Below are 14,722 nucleotides of genomic sequence, written 5' to 3' on the forward strand. Positions count from 1 at the left end.
TTTCCGGCATCCGGACTATATCCCCGGTTTTTGCGGGTAATATCCGCGTGGCCACCGAACTGGCAACGTCACGGATATTCGTGTCCGGTAACCGCTGCGTTGCCGAACCCACAGCCGGAGTGATGAACCACCACGACCCGCCCGTCCATCACATCGGCCTGTCGCGAGAGGATGGACATGCACCACTTCGCTCGACGTTCGGCCGGATTCACCATGGCACTCGCCGCCGCGGGACTGCTCGTCGCCGGCTGCGGTGACGACGACAACTCGGTGTCGGATACCGTCGGCTCCCTGACCTCGGCGGTGATGCCGGGCGGCAACAGCGGCACCGGCGCCCCGTCCGCCTCTCCGGGTGCGGAGGGCTCGGCCACCGAGACGACAGGCGCCGAGGGCTCGGCCACTCCCGATGAGGACCCCAATGCCAACGCCGGCGAAACCACCGTGCAGACCCCGGATGGCAAAGAAGTCACCGTGAAGGGCAGCATCTATCAGAAGTACACCGAGGCCGGTGGTCCGACCGGCACGCTCGGTATGCCCGAAGGCGAGGAGCAGGTCGCCGGTGACGGCGGTCGCTACCAGAACTTCTCCGGGGGCACCGTCTTCTTCAGTGAGGAGACCGGCGCCCATATCGTCTGGGGCGATATCCGCGAGGCATGGGAGGCCAACGGCGGCGCCGACGGCCAACTCGGCTTTCCCACCTCCGACGAGGAAACCACTCCGGAGGGCAAGAAGAGCGAGTTCGAGGGCGGCACCATCACCTGGAACTCCTCGGACCGTTCCACCACGGTCACCGAGAAGTGAGATCCGGCGCTCGGGGCGCCCACTGGGTGGGCGCCCCGAGCGCTGTCCGGAGCCCGCACACCACCCGGTCCGGAATCTCCGTTCACTTCCGGGAAACGGGCCCGATTGTGCGCGCACCCCACTCGGACCGGCCGGTTCGCCGATATTCCCCAACCCGACCCCGGCGCTCACCCTGTACCCGGTCCGACCCGCTACCGTGTGTGCGTGCAGAAACTGTTGACCGACCGCGACCTGCTGGAATCGCTCGCGGTAGAGGTGGAACTGACCATGCGGCGCCATACCGAGATCGCCGATGAATGGCAGCCGCACGACTTCGTCCCGTGGGACGACGGCCGCAACTTCGCCTTCCTCGGCGGCGAGGACTGGGACCCCACGCAGTCCGAGCTCAGCGATACCGCCCGGCTGGCACTCACCGTGAGCGTGCTGATCGCCGACAATCTGCCCTCGTACCACCGAGAGATCGGCAAATACCTACGCACCGGCGCGTGGTGGCGCTGGGTGGGCCGCTGGACCGCCGAGGAGGCCCGGCACTCCATTGTGATCCGCAACTACCTGATGGTCACCCGCGCCTGTGACCCGGTGGAGCTGGAACGGCTGCGCATGGGCCAGATGACCGACGGTTTCCGGCGCGAGCCGCTGCATCTGCTGGACGTACTGGCCGCCTGCGCGTTCGAGGAGACCGCCGCCGCCGTGCGTCATCGCAATACCGCCGCGCTCGGGGAGAACCCGCTGATCACCGCGATCAGCGAACAGATCGCCAAGGACGACGAGAGGCAGGCCGCGGTATTCGCCGACCTCGTCGCCGCCGGTTTCGACGAAACCCCCGACCAGACCATGCGCGCCGTCGCCGACCAGGTCGCCGCGTTCCGGGTCCCCTCGGTCACCCTGCCCGACGGGCGCAGCAGCGACGAGGCGCTGGCCGACGCCGGTATCTACGACCCGGAGAAACAGGACGAGCTGATCTTCGCGCCGCTGCTGCGGCGCTGGGACGTGTTCGGCCGCACCGACCTCGGCGAATCCGGAGCGGCGGCCCGCGAAGAGCTGGCCCGGTTCCGGTCCTGAGTCCACCCATGGTGCGACGCGACCGTTGATCGACGGTCGCGTCGCAGCGAATGCCGCATCACCTCTGGCCCCCACGGCGGCGCGGCATCAGTCGTTGTCGATATTCGTCATGGACAGCACATCCAGGCGCCGGTCGAGTTCCTCCTCACTCAGCGCCTCTCCGATCAGTCCGCGATCGATCACCGTCTGACGGATCGTCTTCTGCTCCCGCAACGCCTGTTTGGCCACCGCCGCCGCCTCCTCGTAACCGATCGCCGAATTCAGCGGAGTCACAATGGAAGGCGAGGATTCGGCCAGGGTACGCAGCCGTTCGGCGTCGGCGGTCAGCCCGTGCACACACCGGTCGGCGAACAGCCGGGACACCGCCGCCAGCAGCCGGATGGATTCGAGCACATTACGCGCCATCACCGGGATGTAGACATTCAGCTCGAAATGGCCGCCCGCACCCGCGAAAGCGACCGCGGCATCGTTTCCGATCACCTGCGCCGCCACCTGGGTGACCGCCTCCGGCAGTACCGGATTCACCTTTCCCGGCATGATCGAACTACCCGGCTGCAGGTCGGGCAGTTGCAGCTCACCCAGCCCGGTGAGCGGACCCGAACCCATCCAGCGAATATCGTTGGCGATCTTGGTCAGGCTCACCGCGACCGTGCGCAGCGCCCCGGAGACCTCCACCAGCCCGTCCCGCGCCGCCTGCGCCTCGAAATGATCCTCGGCCTCGGTCAGCGCGTCGATCCCGGTGGCCCGCACCAGCTCCGCCACCACCTTCGCCCCGAACCCGGTGGGCGCGTTCAACCCGGTCCCGACCGCGGTACCGCCGATCGGCAGTTCACCCAGCCGCGGCAGCGTCGCCAGCAGCCGCTCCATACCCGCCGCGACCTGCCGGGTGTAGCCGCCGAACTCCTGGCCCAGCGTCACCGGGACCGCGTCCATCAGGTGGGTGCGCCCCGATTTCACCACCGTGCGCCATTCGGTCGCCTTGTCCAGCAGCGCCAGCCGCAGATGCTCCAGGGCGGGCAGCAGATCTTTTATCACGGCCTCGGTGGCGGCCAGATGGGTCGCGGTCGGGAAAGTGTCGTTCGACGACTGGGACATGTTCACGTGATCGTTCGGGTGCACGGTGACCCCGCCCGTGGCCGCGATCGAGGCGATCACCTCGTTGGCGTTCATATTGGAACTGGTCCCCGACCCGGTTTGGAACACATCGATCGGGAACTGGTCGTCGTGGCGGCCCGCCGCGATCTCGGTGGCGGCCGCGACGATCGCCGCGGCCCGCTCCTCATCGAGCAACCCCAGATCCCGGTTGACGACCGCGCAGGCCCCCTTCAACAGCCCGAGCGCCCGGATCTGCGCCCGCTCCAGCCCCCGCCCACTGATCGGGAAGTTCTCCACCGCCCGCTGAGTCTGGGCACGCCACAGCGCGTCCACCGGAACCCGGACCTCGCCCATGGTGTCGTGCTCGATGCGGTACTGCTTCTCCTCGCTCATATTCCCGACCCTATGCCGCGGCCCGGCGATGTCGGCGTGCCACGCGTGAGGTCTGGGTCACCGGAATCGCCCTCGATGAATCCTGCCCCGGCACCCGCGAGGAGCCGAAACGCCTGCTCGATACCTGCACTCCCCCGAAGCAGCTATCCCTCGATCGAGATTCTCCGATAGCCGGGAGAGCTCACCACCGCTCAGTCGTGTCCGGTGGAGGCGAGCCGGTCGATCTCGCGGCTCAACTCCGCGTGCGAGATCGGGTCGATATGGAAATCCTGGTAGCGGTGCCGATAGATGTAGCGCCCGTCGTCGGCGACATCGAACCAGCTCAGGTAGCGAGGTGGCGGCGGGTCCGCCTCACGCAACCGGTGGCGCGCCTCCAGGAACCCGGACCCCGCGCGCGGCGCCTTCAGCAGTCGGCGCATCCGGTCGGCTGGCTGGGGTTTGCCGCCGTTCCACACCTCATAGGTGTCGCGGAGCCGATCGATACTCTCCACCAGCGGTGCCCGGCTTCCTGTGGGCTGTTCCCCGAGTATCTGTAGAAAGATTCTGGAGACGAGCGAGGACGAGCCGATCTGCAGCACGAACTTGCCGTCGAAATCGGTAGTGGTGCCGGGGAATTGCACGACGGTGACGGCCACCTGCCCAGCGAACGCCCCGTATGCGCGGATCCGGTGCCGGCGGCTACCCGAGAGAGTGAGCGTGTACTCGGGATCGGCGGCGACGCGCAACGCGGCGGTGAGGTCGGGATCGCCACCGCGCGGGTACGAGGACGCGATACCGGCCGCCAACCGCTGGAACTCGTCCTCCCAGCGCACCGACGACCGCACCTCCAAGGGATACGGATACCGGTCCTTACCGGTCTCCTTCCAGACGTGCATGAATTCGTCCGGGGTGAACTCCCACTTCACCGCCGGTCACCGCGATCATCGGCCGGCTGCGCGGCAGGGGCGTCCGCCCCGAGAACCCCGCCCAAGGCGCTGATCCGAGGACCGAACAACTCCTCTTCACGATCCTGGATCAGGTAGTCGGGAGTCTTGTGCTCGTCGTCGTCCTCACCACGCTTGCCCGCACCCGAGGACATCATGCCCGGCATCCCGGACATTCCCCGGCTGCTACCAGCGGCCGTGGAAGCCGCACTCGGCGACCCGGTGGAGGTATTGGGCCCACCGGGAGTTCCGGTGACCGTCTTGCCCGGAGTCTGCGCCTGCGGAGTACCGCCGGGCATCCCGGCCGGATTCCCGGTGGATACAGAGGGCGAACCGGTGGTGGTGGTCGACGGGGTGGTGCGCTGCGGATCGCCGGTCGGGGTGCCGGTTGTCGTCGTGTTCGGCTGCTGGGTGGTCGGGTTCCCGTCCGTGCCGGCGGTGGTGGTCTGCGAATCCTCCTCCGTACCGGCGGTTTCGGTGCCTTCCCCCTCGGCCTCGTTCTCTCCGGGCGCTTCGGAGCCCGGAGTTTCACCACCGGGAGTGGCGGAGGTCGTTGTGGTGCCGTCGGGCCCGGTGGTGGACGTCCCACCCGGAACAGACGGCCCCGGTCCGTCACCCGGCCCCTGGACCGGCACGAAGGTCGGCACGCCGTCGCCCGCGGGCTGGTAGGTCGGCTTGTACGCCATATTCATGGCCTCCACCGCGACCAGCCGTTGCTCTTCCTTGTAGCGATCGAGTGCCGCGGCAGCAGCGGGGTCCGTTGCGCCGACAACCGTCTGCGCGATCTGGGCCGGGTCGACCACGGACGTGGTAATCGCGGGGTTTGTTACCGGAGCCTGAGAAGGAGGAGGTGGGACCGATTTTTTGACTACTTCGGCCCCGTAGGCAACGGCTTTGACCCGTAAACCCACTGAGCGGATCACTTCCTGTACATCGGTTGCCTGATCGTAGAACTTCCGAGCGGCCTGGACCGCAGCGTCGGCGAACTGACCGTTCAGGCCGTCAGAGAGTTCGCGCTGAATGGCCAGATGGGCTCCCAGCAAGCCACCGCTGAGGGCAATAGCCGCCGCGTCATATATATCGGCGAAGGCATGCATGAGGCCAGGGGCCATTTCTCCTACCTTCGCATAGATCTCTTCGTGGGATATCCCTTCGAATTGCTCCATTGCGGTGATGTAGGAGGGATCTCTATCGCCATGGGAGACCTGTGCTCCGAAGTGCTCCGCACCGGATTGACTCTGTTGTCCAGCAAGTCGATCCTGGACCGAGGAGGGATCAATCCCGAGTGCCGGACCGAAGATCCCCAATGGAGAGGGTTGCTGCTCCCCGCTCATGGTTAATTCTCCGCCCCGATCGACGGTTCGAGGGTTTCCGCGATGTGCAGAACTCCGTCACACCGTTCCAAGCCTGCCTCTGAGCCTTCGAAAGTTCTTGTCGCATTGAAGATTACAAATCCGACCTTGGTCCGTACGTGTATATCGCAGGTCTTCACCAAATGCGGGTCGCGAACCCACATCGCTTCACGACCGTTGACTTCCAGCGGCTCGCTGATCTCTCCGTTCTTGTCCAGATCCTCCTGCCAGCTCGCGTTCCCCGAATCGATCTGCAAGTCCCAGTGCAGGCCGTCGAAATCGCAGGTCAAGAATGTGTACTCGGTGATCAGATCCTGACCTCGCCGTCGGCTGGCCGGATCCAGACCGGCGCGCGCGACCGCGTCGTCGCCGATCCACGTGCACGGGTCGAATACCACCTCCGCACGTTCCCCACTGGCGTACCGACCCTCTTGCGAGGGCGGCTGCAGATGCGGAGCTGTGAGGGTCGGACGAGAGGCTACGCCTTCCGGACCCTTCGGCAATTCAGCTGACGTAGGTACCGGCTCGGCCGGGGCATCGGGATGCTGCGCGCATCCAGCGCTCAATGCCAACAGGGCACCAACTGCAGCAGCAGTCACCAATTTGGATACTTTCATCACGCCTGGACCTCCGCGGCCGCATCGATTGCACGCCTGTTCATCTCATCGGCATCTTCGAACGCACCACCTGCCTGGAGAAAGGCCGCAGCCATCCGGTACGCGGCCTCTTTCAGATCAGATAACGCTTGGATCGTGAGAACGTGCTTGTTTTCGAAGCCCTTCTGGAGTTGCGCGGCCGAGTCGAATCCACCGAAGCCTTCCAGGCGATAGATGCGCTGTATCGCAGATGCTTGTTGGTCCACACACGTGTCGACCAACCGCGTGTACACCGCCGCACACCGTTCCGCGGCCCCCCGCTCCATCCGGAATGTCCCCGCCACAGCCTGCTGATACAGCGTGTTCGCGGTCCCCTGCCCCACGTCCATCCCGCTCGGCCCACCCTTCCGTAAACTTCACTAACCATACTGGACGCGCCCGCCCCCACTCCGGTTCCACCCGGACCCGGGAACCGCGAAATCGCCTCGCGACAGTCCGTTTCGTTCCCTCGCCCGTTCGACACCCAGGCCGCCGTTCACAGATGACCTGGGTCATCGCAGTGCCACCCGGAAGGTGGTCCTCAGCGCGCCGGAGGACGATGTCCCCGGCATGGCAGGTCGTGGTCGTGGTTCTCGATCTCGGCTCGGACCCAGGCCGGTTACAACAGTTGTGACGTCCACGATTCATCAGGCCGATTGCCGCGGGTAACCTCGGCCGACGATCGTGCGCGCCCACAGAGCCTTGCCGGATGGACAGCGTCTTGCCTATCTGCACACGCAGCGTCGCTTCCCGCGCCACCACTGCTGCCGCAGGACGGAGTACCCCGGCCTGCCGACTGTTGCCGATCGGTCGGCGCTATATCCCGGATACTCGGTCACCAGGACATCACGCCCGGCGCGCGCGATTCCGGGTACGCATCCCCGCCGTCAACGTCGGTTTTCCGACTTTCACCATCTCGACCAGCGTCGATCCGGGACCCACCGGAATCGATGCCACGTTTCGTGGCGAACACGGCGTACTACCGTCCGGTACGCGGCATAGTGAGGTATATCACGCTCTACCCGGCGTGCGTTCAGCGCCCGAGTCGACCGAGGAGTTCGTCATGATGCGATACCTCCGCCTTCGCTTCGGCCTCCGCGCACCGCATGAATCCACTTCGAGGAGTACCTCATGACCTACGCCAAGCCCGGTGCCGACGGCAGCATCGTCAGCTATGCCCGCCGATACGACAATTTCATCGGGGGTGAGTGGACCGCGCCCGTCGAAGGTAAATACTTCGACAATCCGTCTCCGGTCGATGGCGAAACCTTCTGCGAGGTGGCGCGTTCCACCGCTCCCGATGTGGAGCTGGCACTGGATGCCGCGCATGCGGCCGCCGACGGGTGGGGGGCCACTTCCACCACCGAGCGCGCGAATATCCTCAACAAGATCGCGGATCGGATCGAGGAGAATCTGGAGGCGCTGGCGGTCGCGGAGACCTGGGAGAACGGAAAACCGGTCCGGGAGACGAAGGCGGCGGACCTGCCGCTGGCCGTGGATCATTTCCGGTATTTCGCCGGGGCCATCCGCGCCCAGGAGGGCGGGATCAGCGAAATCGACGCCGATACCATCGCCTATCACTTCCATGAGCCGCTGGGCGTGGTGGGTCAGATCATTCCGTGGAATTTCCCTATTCTCATGGCCACCTGGAAATTGGCGCCGGCTCTGGCGGCCGGTAACGCGGTGGTGCTGAAACCGGCCGAGCAGACGCCGGCGTCGATCATGAAGGTGATCGAGCTGATCGGCGACCTGTTGCCGCCGGGTGTGTTGAACGTGGTGAACGGTTTCGGGGTGGAGACCGGTAAGCCGCTGGCGTCGAGTCCGCGGGTGGCGAAGGTGGCGTTCACCGGGGAGACCACCACGGGCCGGTTGATCATGCAGTACGCGAGCGAGAACATCATCCCGGTCACCCTGGAACTGGGCGGGAAGAGCCCGAACATTTTCCTGCCTGATGTCATGGCGGCCGATGACGATTTCCTGGACAAGGCTGTCGAGGGTTTCGTGATGTTCGCGCTGAACCAGGGCGAGGTCTGCACCTGCCCGTCGCGGGCGCTGGTCCATTCGTCGATCTACGACGAGTTCATGGCCCGCTGCGTGGAGCGCACCAAGGCGATCGTGAGCGGCGATCCGCTCGACGACGCGACCATGATCGGCGCGCAGGCCAGTAACGACCAGCTCGAGAAGATCCTCTCCTACATCGATATCGGCAGGAAAGAAGGCGCCGAGGTGCTCACCGGCGGCGGTTCCCGTTCGGTCGAGGGCTACCCGAACGGCTTCTACGTGGAGCCGACCATCTTCAAGGGCAGCAACGATATGCGTATCTTCCAGGAGGAGATCTTCGGCCCGGTCGTCTCGGTCACCACTTTCGATTCCACCGAGGAGGCCCTGAAGATCGCGAACGACACCCTCTACGGTCTCGGCGCGGGCGTCTGGACCCGGGACGGCAATACCGCCTACCGGCTGGGTCGCGGTATCAAGGCCGGCCGTGTGTGGACGAACTGCTATCACGCCTATCCGGCGCATGCGGCGTTCGGCGGCTACAAGAAGTCGGGTATCGGCCGGGAGAATCACGCGCAGATGCTGGACCACTACCAGCAGACCAAGAACCTGCTGGTCAGCTATTCACCGCAGAAGCTCGGGTTCTTCTGATGCCGGACCCGAACCGGGTGGAACTCACCGAGATCGCCGCCGATCTGCTGCACGAGCTGATCGAACGGCACGGTCCGGTGATGTTCCACCAGTCCGGCGGGTGCTGCGACGGCAGCGCCCCCATGTGTTACCCGCGCGGCGAGTTCCGGGTCGGGGCGCAGGATGTGCTGCTGGGGCAGGTGGATGTGGACACCCCGTTCTGGATGAGCGCGGACCAGTACCAGTATTGGAAGCACACCCATCTGACGGTGGACGTGGTGCCCGGGCGCGGGAGCGGATTCTCCCTGGAGGCCCCGGAGGGCGTGCGGTTCCTGATCCGGTCCCGGCTGCTCACCGACGAGGAGTTCCTCCGGCTCGAAGCCGCGCCGCCCCCGCCTACGGGCGCGGATATCGCCGACTGATCGCCGCCCGGCCCGCCCGGCCTCGGCTCATACCGAGCGGGCCCGGCGGCCGCAGCGTCGGCCTACCGCCGAACGGGCCCGGCGGGTCGGGCGGCATGCGCAGCCCCGGTATCGGATCATCGATCGAATCCGGCCGGGGCCGATCAATTCCGGCTCCGGGATCCGTCGTCAGTGCATACCAGCCGTCAGCCGAGGAGGATCGTCATGCAGAAGATCGTCACCAATCTCTGGTACGACACTCAGGCCGAGGAGGCCGCGGAGTTCTACTGTTCCCTGTTCCCGGACGGGAAGATCACCGGGGTGCAGCGCTATACGGAATCGGGTATGCGGGAAGCGGGGACGGTGATGCTGGTCGATTTCCAGCTCGCCGGCCAGCAGTTCACCGCGATCAACGGCGGCGGCGACTACCACTACACCCACGCCATGTCGCTGCTGGTGAACTGTGACGATCAGGCCGAGGTGGACCGGTTGTGGGAGGCGCTGCTCGCCGACGGCGGCGAGGAGGTGCAGCGCGGCTGGCTCAACGACAAGTACGGGGTGCCGTGGCAGATCTGGCCCAGCGAGGCCAACGAACTGCTCTCCGGTGACGATCCGGTGGCGGTCGACCGCGCTCTCGCGGCCATGTATCAGATGAAGAAGATCGACATGCAGGTCATGCGGGAGGCCTACGCCGGCTGATCCGCTTCCGGCGGCCGCGCCGGGTGGGTTCCGGCGCGTTGCCGGCCCCAGGCGAACTCACCCGGCCGCGGTGGCGGGCCCGTAGCTCCCCCTCGGACGCCAACCCGGCGATCAGGACTGCGAGCACCCGGCGGTGCAGTTGGCGCACGACTCCGGCGGCCGGCTGATTGTTGCGCGGTGCGCTGCCGGTCGGGTGTCGAAACCGCCGCGCTGCTTCCAGTACCAGGCCGTTACCCTGCGGCGTTCCCCTCTCGCAGCCGGCCCGTCGCCTGCGCCCGCCGCACCAACTCCGTGTTCGCATAGTCCGCGTGGATCACCTCGCCCGCCCGTTCGGCCAACGCGGCGATCGGCGCCTTCGGTCCGGCAAGGAATACCTCCTGGGCGGCTTCCAGGACGAGGCTGTCGTTGCGGGCGGCCTGTGCTCGACGGCCGCCCAGAGGCTTATGAGCAGGTGTTTCCGCTGATTTCGGCAAGCACAGAACACATCACTTGAAACGGAATGGTCCGTTCTGCTATCTTTAAATAGAACAAATCATTCCGTTCCAAACAAAGGATCCGACATGGCCGCCATCCAGCCCTTCCGCATCGAGGTCGCCCAAGCCGATATCGACGAGCTGCGCAACCGGCTGCAGCGCAGCCGCTGGGCCGATCAGATTCCGGGCTCCGGCGACGAGTACGGCGTGAGCGTCGACCGGGTCCGCGCCCTGGCGGAGCACTGGCTCCGGCTCGATTGGCGGAAGCTGGAGGAGCAGCTCAACGCCCACCCCCACTTCGTGACCGAGATCGACGGTCAACGGATCCACTTCCTGCACGTCCGCGCACAGCAGGGCACCGGGTTCCCGCTGGTCCTCACCCACGGCTGGCCCGGCACCTTCATCGAATTCCTGCGCCTGATCGAGCCGCTGACCGCCGCGGGTTTCGATCTCGTCGTCCCCTCGGTCCCCGGTTACGGGTTCTCCGGACCCACCACCGAGAAGGGCTGGAACGACCAGCGGATCGCCCGCGCCTGGGCCGAGCTGATGAGCCGGCTCGGCTACGAGCGTTTCGGTGCGGTGGGCAACGACGGCGGATCGTCGATCTCGGTCGAACTGGGTCGTTTCGCACCGGACCGTGTCGTGGGATTGCATGTGGCCCAGGTGTATTCGTTCCCGTCGGGGGACCCCGCCGAGCTGGCGGACCTGGATGCCGACGAGCAGCGGTCGCTGGAGACACTGAACTGGTTCGTGGCGAACAAGATGGGTTTCAATGTGCTGCAGTCACAGCAGCCGCAGACCCTCGCGCACGCCCTCGCGGACTCACCGTCGGGCCTGCTCGGCTGGAACGGACAGCTCCTGGGCCCGGACCTGGACGACGAGTTCGTGATCGCCAATATCGCCGTCCACTGGTTCACCGGCACGGCGGGTTCGGCGATCCGGCACTACTTCGAGAAGGACAAGGCCCCCGCCCCCACCGCACCGTCGACGGTGCCGCTGGCGCTGTGCGGCTCTACCGGCGATTTCCACGGGATCCGGCGGTTCGCCGAGCGCGATCACCATATCGTGTCGTGGCGTACACACGACGTGCACACCCACTACCTGCACCACGTCGCGGCGGATCTCATGGCCGCCGAGATCACCGAGTTCTTCGGCGAGTACCGCGGCCGGTGAGCCGCGGCCGTAGCGATCCGGCACCGCGGCGGGTCCGCGGTGCACATCGCTGCGCAAACGGTCAGGAATGCTCCTTCAAGTACTCCAGATAGAACCCGCGCAGCGCCTCGGCGAGTTCGCCGTCACCTGCGTGAACATAGTCGTCGAGCATGGGCACCACCCATTTGATATCGGCTTCGCTCTCTCCGGCCCGGCCCGCCGTGGCCTCCGCCGCCGGGATCCGGGTCAGCAGTTCCCAGAGGAAGCGGATATCACCGTGCCGCACCGCGAGCCTCACCGCGCGGTCGTGCAGTTCCTTCGACGAGAGCTTGTCCAACTCCTCGTACTGGGTCATATCGCCGACTCTAATCCCGGCGCCGGGTTCCGGGCCCGGTTTCCGGGAGGGTCGCCGGGCCGACGCCGCGTGGCGTACCCACGCCGGGCCGATACCGTGCTGCGATGACCCGATGACCGACGAAACCCTCACCCCACCGCCCGGCTTCCAGGTCAAACGCGTCTACGAGGCCCCCGCGGCCGACGACGGATACCGGGTGCTCGTCGACCGCCTGTGGCCGCGCGGCCTCGCCAAGGCCGTCGCCCGGATCGACGAATGGGCCAAGGAGATCACCCCCTCGACCGAGTTGCGCCGGTGGTTCCACGAGGACCCCGACGGCCGGCGCACCGAATTCGCCGACCGCTACCGGGCCGAGCTCGCCGAACCGGCGGCCCGCGAGGTACTCCACCGGTTACAGGAGCGCGCCGGCAGCAGCCCGCCGGTGACTTTGGTCACCGCGGTCAAAGAGCCGGGTCACAGCCATGTTCCGGTACTCGTGGAGCAGTTGCGCGAGTGAGGTGACCCGCGCCGGGCGACACGAAGGCGAACCCGGAGCGAACACGCCGCCCCGGTACCGGGACAGCGTGAATTCCACCGATACCTGATCCGAATCGATCGCAGGCCGTCGATACCCATGCTGACCTGCGCGAAACCGGCCGAACCGGGGCCAGTTCACAGCGAATTCACCAAAGCCTCCCGCATTTCTCCGAGCGCACAGGGGTGGTGAGGAGGTAGCTTCGGAGTGGCGGGTCGCACGTTGCGGTTCGCTCGGGAGGTCCTGACCGTGACTGAGAAACTCAGTACGAGGGGGCCGGCACCCGGTCCTCGTGGCCACTGACGCACCACGTCAGCAGCCATCCGGACCTACCGGCCCAGCGAGACTGTCTGTGTGGGTGCCGCGCAGACCATAGGAGCCTACCGTGACTGATAATCGCTCCGTATCCGCCCCTTCGGCGAATTCTCGCTTCATTGAGAAAGGTTTGAAAACCTTCGTCATCGACACCTCGGTGCTGCTGTCGGATCCCTGGGCAGTGACCCGGTTCGGTGAGCATCATGTGGTATTGCCGCTGGTCGTGATCAGCGAACTCGAAGGTAAACGACACCATCACGAACTCGGCTGGTTCGCCCGCGAGGCCCTGCGCATGCTCGACGATATGCGCGTGGCCCACGGCCGGCTCGACGAACCGCTGCCGATCGGCACCGAGGGCGGCACGTTGCAGGTGGAGCTGAACCACACCGATCCGTCGGTGTTGCCGGTCGGTTTCCGCACCGAGAGCAACGATTCCCGCATCCTGGCCTGCGCGCTGAACTTCGCGGCCGAAGGCCGTCAGGTGGTGCTGGTGTCCAAGGACATCCCGATGCGGGTGAAGGCAAGTGCGGTAGGTCTACGGGCGGAGGGATATCACGCACAGGATGTGGTGACCTCCGGTTGGACGGGCATGGTCGAGATCGACACCGCCTCCGAAATCGTCGACCGGCTCTACAGCGAATCGGTCGTCGATCTCGACGAGGCACGCGAACTGCCCTGCCACACCGGGATCCGGCTCCTGGGCAACAATTCCAGCGCACTCGGCCGGGTGACACCGGACAAGCGGGTGCAGCTGGTGCGGGAACGGGAAGCGTTCGGGCTGCACGGCCGCTCCGCGGAACAGCGGGTGGCATTGGACCTGCTGCTCGACGAGAGTGTCGGCATCGTCTCGCTGGGCGGCCGCGCCGGCACCGGTAAATCCGCGCTGGCCCTCACCGCCGGCCTGGAAGCGGTGCTGGAGAAGCGAACCCAGCGCAAGGTCGTGGTCTTCCGGCCGCTGTACGCGGTGGGCGGTCAGGAACTCGGTTATCTGCCGGGCACCGAGAACGAGAAGATGGGCCCCTGGGCGCAGGCCGTCTTCGACACCTTGGACGGGCTGGCCAGCCGCGAGGTCATGGAGGAGGTACTCGGCCGGGATATGCTGGAAGTTCTCCCGCTGACCCATATTCGAGGCCGGTCGCTGCACGATTCGTTCGTGATCGTGGACGAAGCCCAGTCGTTGGAACGCAATGTCCTGTTGACCGTGCTGAGCCGGCTCGGCAGCGGTTCCCGGGTGGTCCTGACCCACGATGTGGCCCAGCGCGACAACCTGCGGGTCGGCCGGCACGACGGCGTCGCCGCGGTGGTCGAAAAGCTCAAGGGTCACCCCTTGTTCGCGCATATCACCCTGACCCGCAGTGAGCGGTCGCCGATCGCCGCACTGGTCACCGAGATGCTGGAGGAATACGGGCCCAACGCGTAGGCCCGGCGCACGACGCAGCTGTCCGAGAGCGCGCCACGGCGCTCTCGGACGGCGTCCGCGCGATCGCGACCCGGCAGGTCAGCGGCCGAAAAGCGCCTTTACGACCCCGATCGCGGTGCCGCGCAGAAAGTTCTCCCAGCTGAAATGGTCGTGCCACAGCACGATTCGGCCGTCGCGCAGTTCGAAGGTCCCCATCACCCAGAACGAGATGCGCACCGGCCCGAACCGCAGCACATCGGTGCGATCGGTGAGCACCACCGATCCGTCCGCGGCGATATGGTGCATCTGCGCCGAGAACCCGAACTGCTCCCGGTCCAGGCCCCGTAGCAACTTCCCGACCCGCCGTGCCCCGCGCACATCCGGCAGCGAGGTGTTCTTCCAGACGATATCGGGGTGCACCAGTTCCAGCGCCTCGTCGAGCGCACCGATCTCCATCGCGGTGAAGAACTCGCGGACCGTGGTGACCGCGTCCTGATTCAGCTCGGTATCCATTGTTCGAGCCTA

Annotated in this window: 16 protein-coding genes; 8 read left to right on the plus strand and 8 right to left on the minus strand. The window is 66.2% G+C overall.

Features of this window, described 5'->3' with window-relative positions; all coding sequences use genetic code 11:
* Positions 1-177: 177 nt before the first annotated feature.
* Both IG75_RS0116430 and IG75_RS0116435 read left to right on the plus strand, forming a co-directional pair.
* Positions 178-801 carry an LGFP repeat-containing protein gene (locus IG75_RS0116430; protein WP_036514325.1) on the plus strand — a complete coding sequence of 208 codons (624 nt, stop codon included), beginning with the start codon at positions 178-180 and terminating at the stop codon, positions 799-801.
* A gap of 204 nt (positions 802-1,005) precedes the next feature.
* A complete protein-coding gene (locus tag IG75_RS0116435) occupies positions 1,006-1,863 on the plus strand; it encodes an acyl-ACP desaturase (protein WP_156058943.1) in 858 nt (285 codons plus the stop codon).
* A gap of 87 nt (positions 1,864-1,950) precedes the next feature.
* Here IG75_RS0116435 and IG75_RS0116440 read toward each other — a convergent pair whose 3' ends face one another.
* The 5 genes from IG75_RS0116440 to IG75_RS0116465 form a co-directional block, all read right to left on the minus strand.
* On the minus strand, positions 1,951-3,351 hold the full coding sequence (locus tag IG75_RS0116440) for a class II fumarate hydratase (protein ID WP_030522156.1): 1,401 nt from the start codon (positions 3,349-3,351) through the stop codon (positions 1,951-1,953).
* 191 nt (positions 3,352-3,542) lie between these two features.
* On the minus strand, positions 3,543-4,256 hold the full coding sequence (locus IG75_RS37370; RefSeq protein ID WP_030522157.1) for an ESX secretion-associated protein EspG: 714 nt from the start codon (positions 4,254-4,256) through the stop codon (positions 3,543-3,545).
* Positions 4,253-5,608, minus strand: a complete 1,356-nt coding sequence (locus IG75_RS39125; protein WP_156058945.1) for a hypothetical protein — start codon at positions 5,606-5,608, stop codon at positions 4,253-4,255. Before IG75_RS39125 ends, IG75_RS37370 begins: the two co-directional genes overlap by 4 nt.
* Positions 5,609-5,610: 2 nt before the next feature.
* Positions 5,611-6,243 (minus strand): DUF3558 domain-containing protein, encoded by a 633-nt coding sequence (locus IG75_RS0116460; RefSeq protein ID WP_081876935.1) that lies wholly within the window; start codon positions 6,241-6,243, stop codon positions 5,611-5,613.
* The gene (locus IG75_RS0116465) at positions 6,243-6,611 is read right to left on the minus strand and encodes a hypothetical protein (RefSeq protein WP_051714661.1); all 369 of its coding nucleotides are present in this window, start codon (positions 6,609-6,611) and stop codon (positions 6,243-6,245) included. Before IG75_RS0116465 ends, IG75_RS0116460 begins: the two co-directional genes overlap by 1 nt.
* Before the next feature lie 781 nt (positions 6,612-7,392).
* On the opposite strand from IG75_RS0116465, the gene adh reads away from it, so the two are divergent.
* From adh to IG75_RS0116480, 3 genes are all read left to right on the plus strand, one after another.
* Positions 7,393-8,910, plus strand: coding sequence for an aldehyde dehydrogenase (gene adh, locus IG75_RS0116470; RefSeq protein ID WP_030522162.1), 1,518 nt, complete (start codon positions 7,393-7,395; stop codon positions 8,908-8,910).
* Entirely contained in the window at positions 8,910-9,311 is a 402-nt protein-coding gene (locus IG75_RS0116475) for a DUF779 domain-containing protein (protein ID WP_030522163.1), read from the plus strand. Before adh ends, IG75_RS0116475 begins: the two co-directional genes overlap by 1 nt.
* Positions 9,312-9,515: 204 nt before the next feature.
* On the plus strand, positions 9,516-9,989 hold the full coding sequence (locus IG75_RS0116480; RefSeq protein ID WP_030522164.1) for a VOC family protein: 474 nt from the start codon (positions 9,516-9,518) through the stop codon (positions 9,987-9,989).
* Between the two features lie 230 nt (positions 9,990-10,219).
* Here the strand turns inward: IG75_RS0116480 and IG75_RS40250 are convergent, their stop codons facing one another.
* Positions 10,220-10,462, minus strand: a complete 243-nt coding sequence (locus IG75_RS40250) for a hypothetical protein (protein WP_245713342.1) — start codon at positions 10,460-10,462, stop codon at positions 10,220-10,222.
* An 87-nt stretch (positions 10,463-10,549) separates the two neighbouring features.
* Between IG75_RS40250 and IG75_RS0116490 the strand changes: the two genes are divergently transcribed.
* Positions 10,550-11,635, plus strand: coding sequence for an epoxide hydrolase family protein (locus tag IG75_RS0116490; protein WP_030522165.1), 1,086 nt, complete (start codon positions 10,550-10,552; stop codon positions 11,633-11,635).
* A gap of 61 nt (positions 11,636-11,696) precedes the next feature.
* On the opposite strand, the gene IG75_RS0116495 is transcribed toward IG75_RS0116490, so the two are convergent.
* The gene (locus tag IG75_RS0116495) at positions 11,697-11,969 is read right to left on the minus strand and encodes a hypothetical protein (protein WP_030522166.1); all 273 of its coding nucleotides are present in this window, start codon (positions 11,967-11,969) and stop codon (positions 11,697-11,699) included.
* 112 nt (positions 11,970-12,081) lie between these two features.
* Here IG75_RS0116495 and IG75_RS0116500 point away from each other — a divergent pair, with 112 nt between their 5' ends.
* Positions 12,082-12,465 carry a DUF488 domain-containing protein gene (locus IG75_RS0116500; RefSeq protein WP_030522167.1) on the plus strand — a complete coding sequence of 128 codons (384 nt, stop codon included), beginning with the start codon at positions 12,082-12,084 and terminating at the stop codon, positions 12,463-12,465.
* Between the two features lie 403 nt (positions 12,466-12,868).
* Complete coding sequence (gene phoH2, locus IG75_RS0116505; RefSeq protein ID WP_030522168.1) at positions 12,869-14,218, plus strand: RNA 5'-3' helicase PhoH2; 1,350 nt, start codon at positions 12,869-12,871, stop codon at positions 14,216-14,218.
* Between the two features lie 78 nt (positions 14,219-14,296).
* Here phoH2 and IG75_RS0116510 read toward each other — a convergent pair whose 3' ends face one another.
* The gene (locus IG75_RS0116510; protein ID WP_030522169.1) at positions 14,297-14,710 is read right to left on the minus strand and encodes a limonene-1,2-epoxide hydrolase family protein; all 414 of its coding nucleotides are present in this window, start codon (positions 14,708-14,710) and stop codon (positions 14,297-14,299) included.
* Positions 14,711-14,722: the final 12 nt, after the last annotated feature.

This window comes from Nocardia rhamnosiphila NBRC 108938, from assembly GCF_000720425.1.
Lineage (GTDB): Bacteria > Actinomycetota > Actinomycetes > Mycobacteriales > Mycobacteriaceae > Nocardia > Nocardia rhamnosiphila.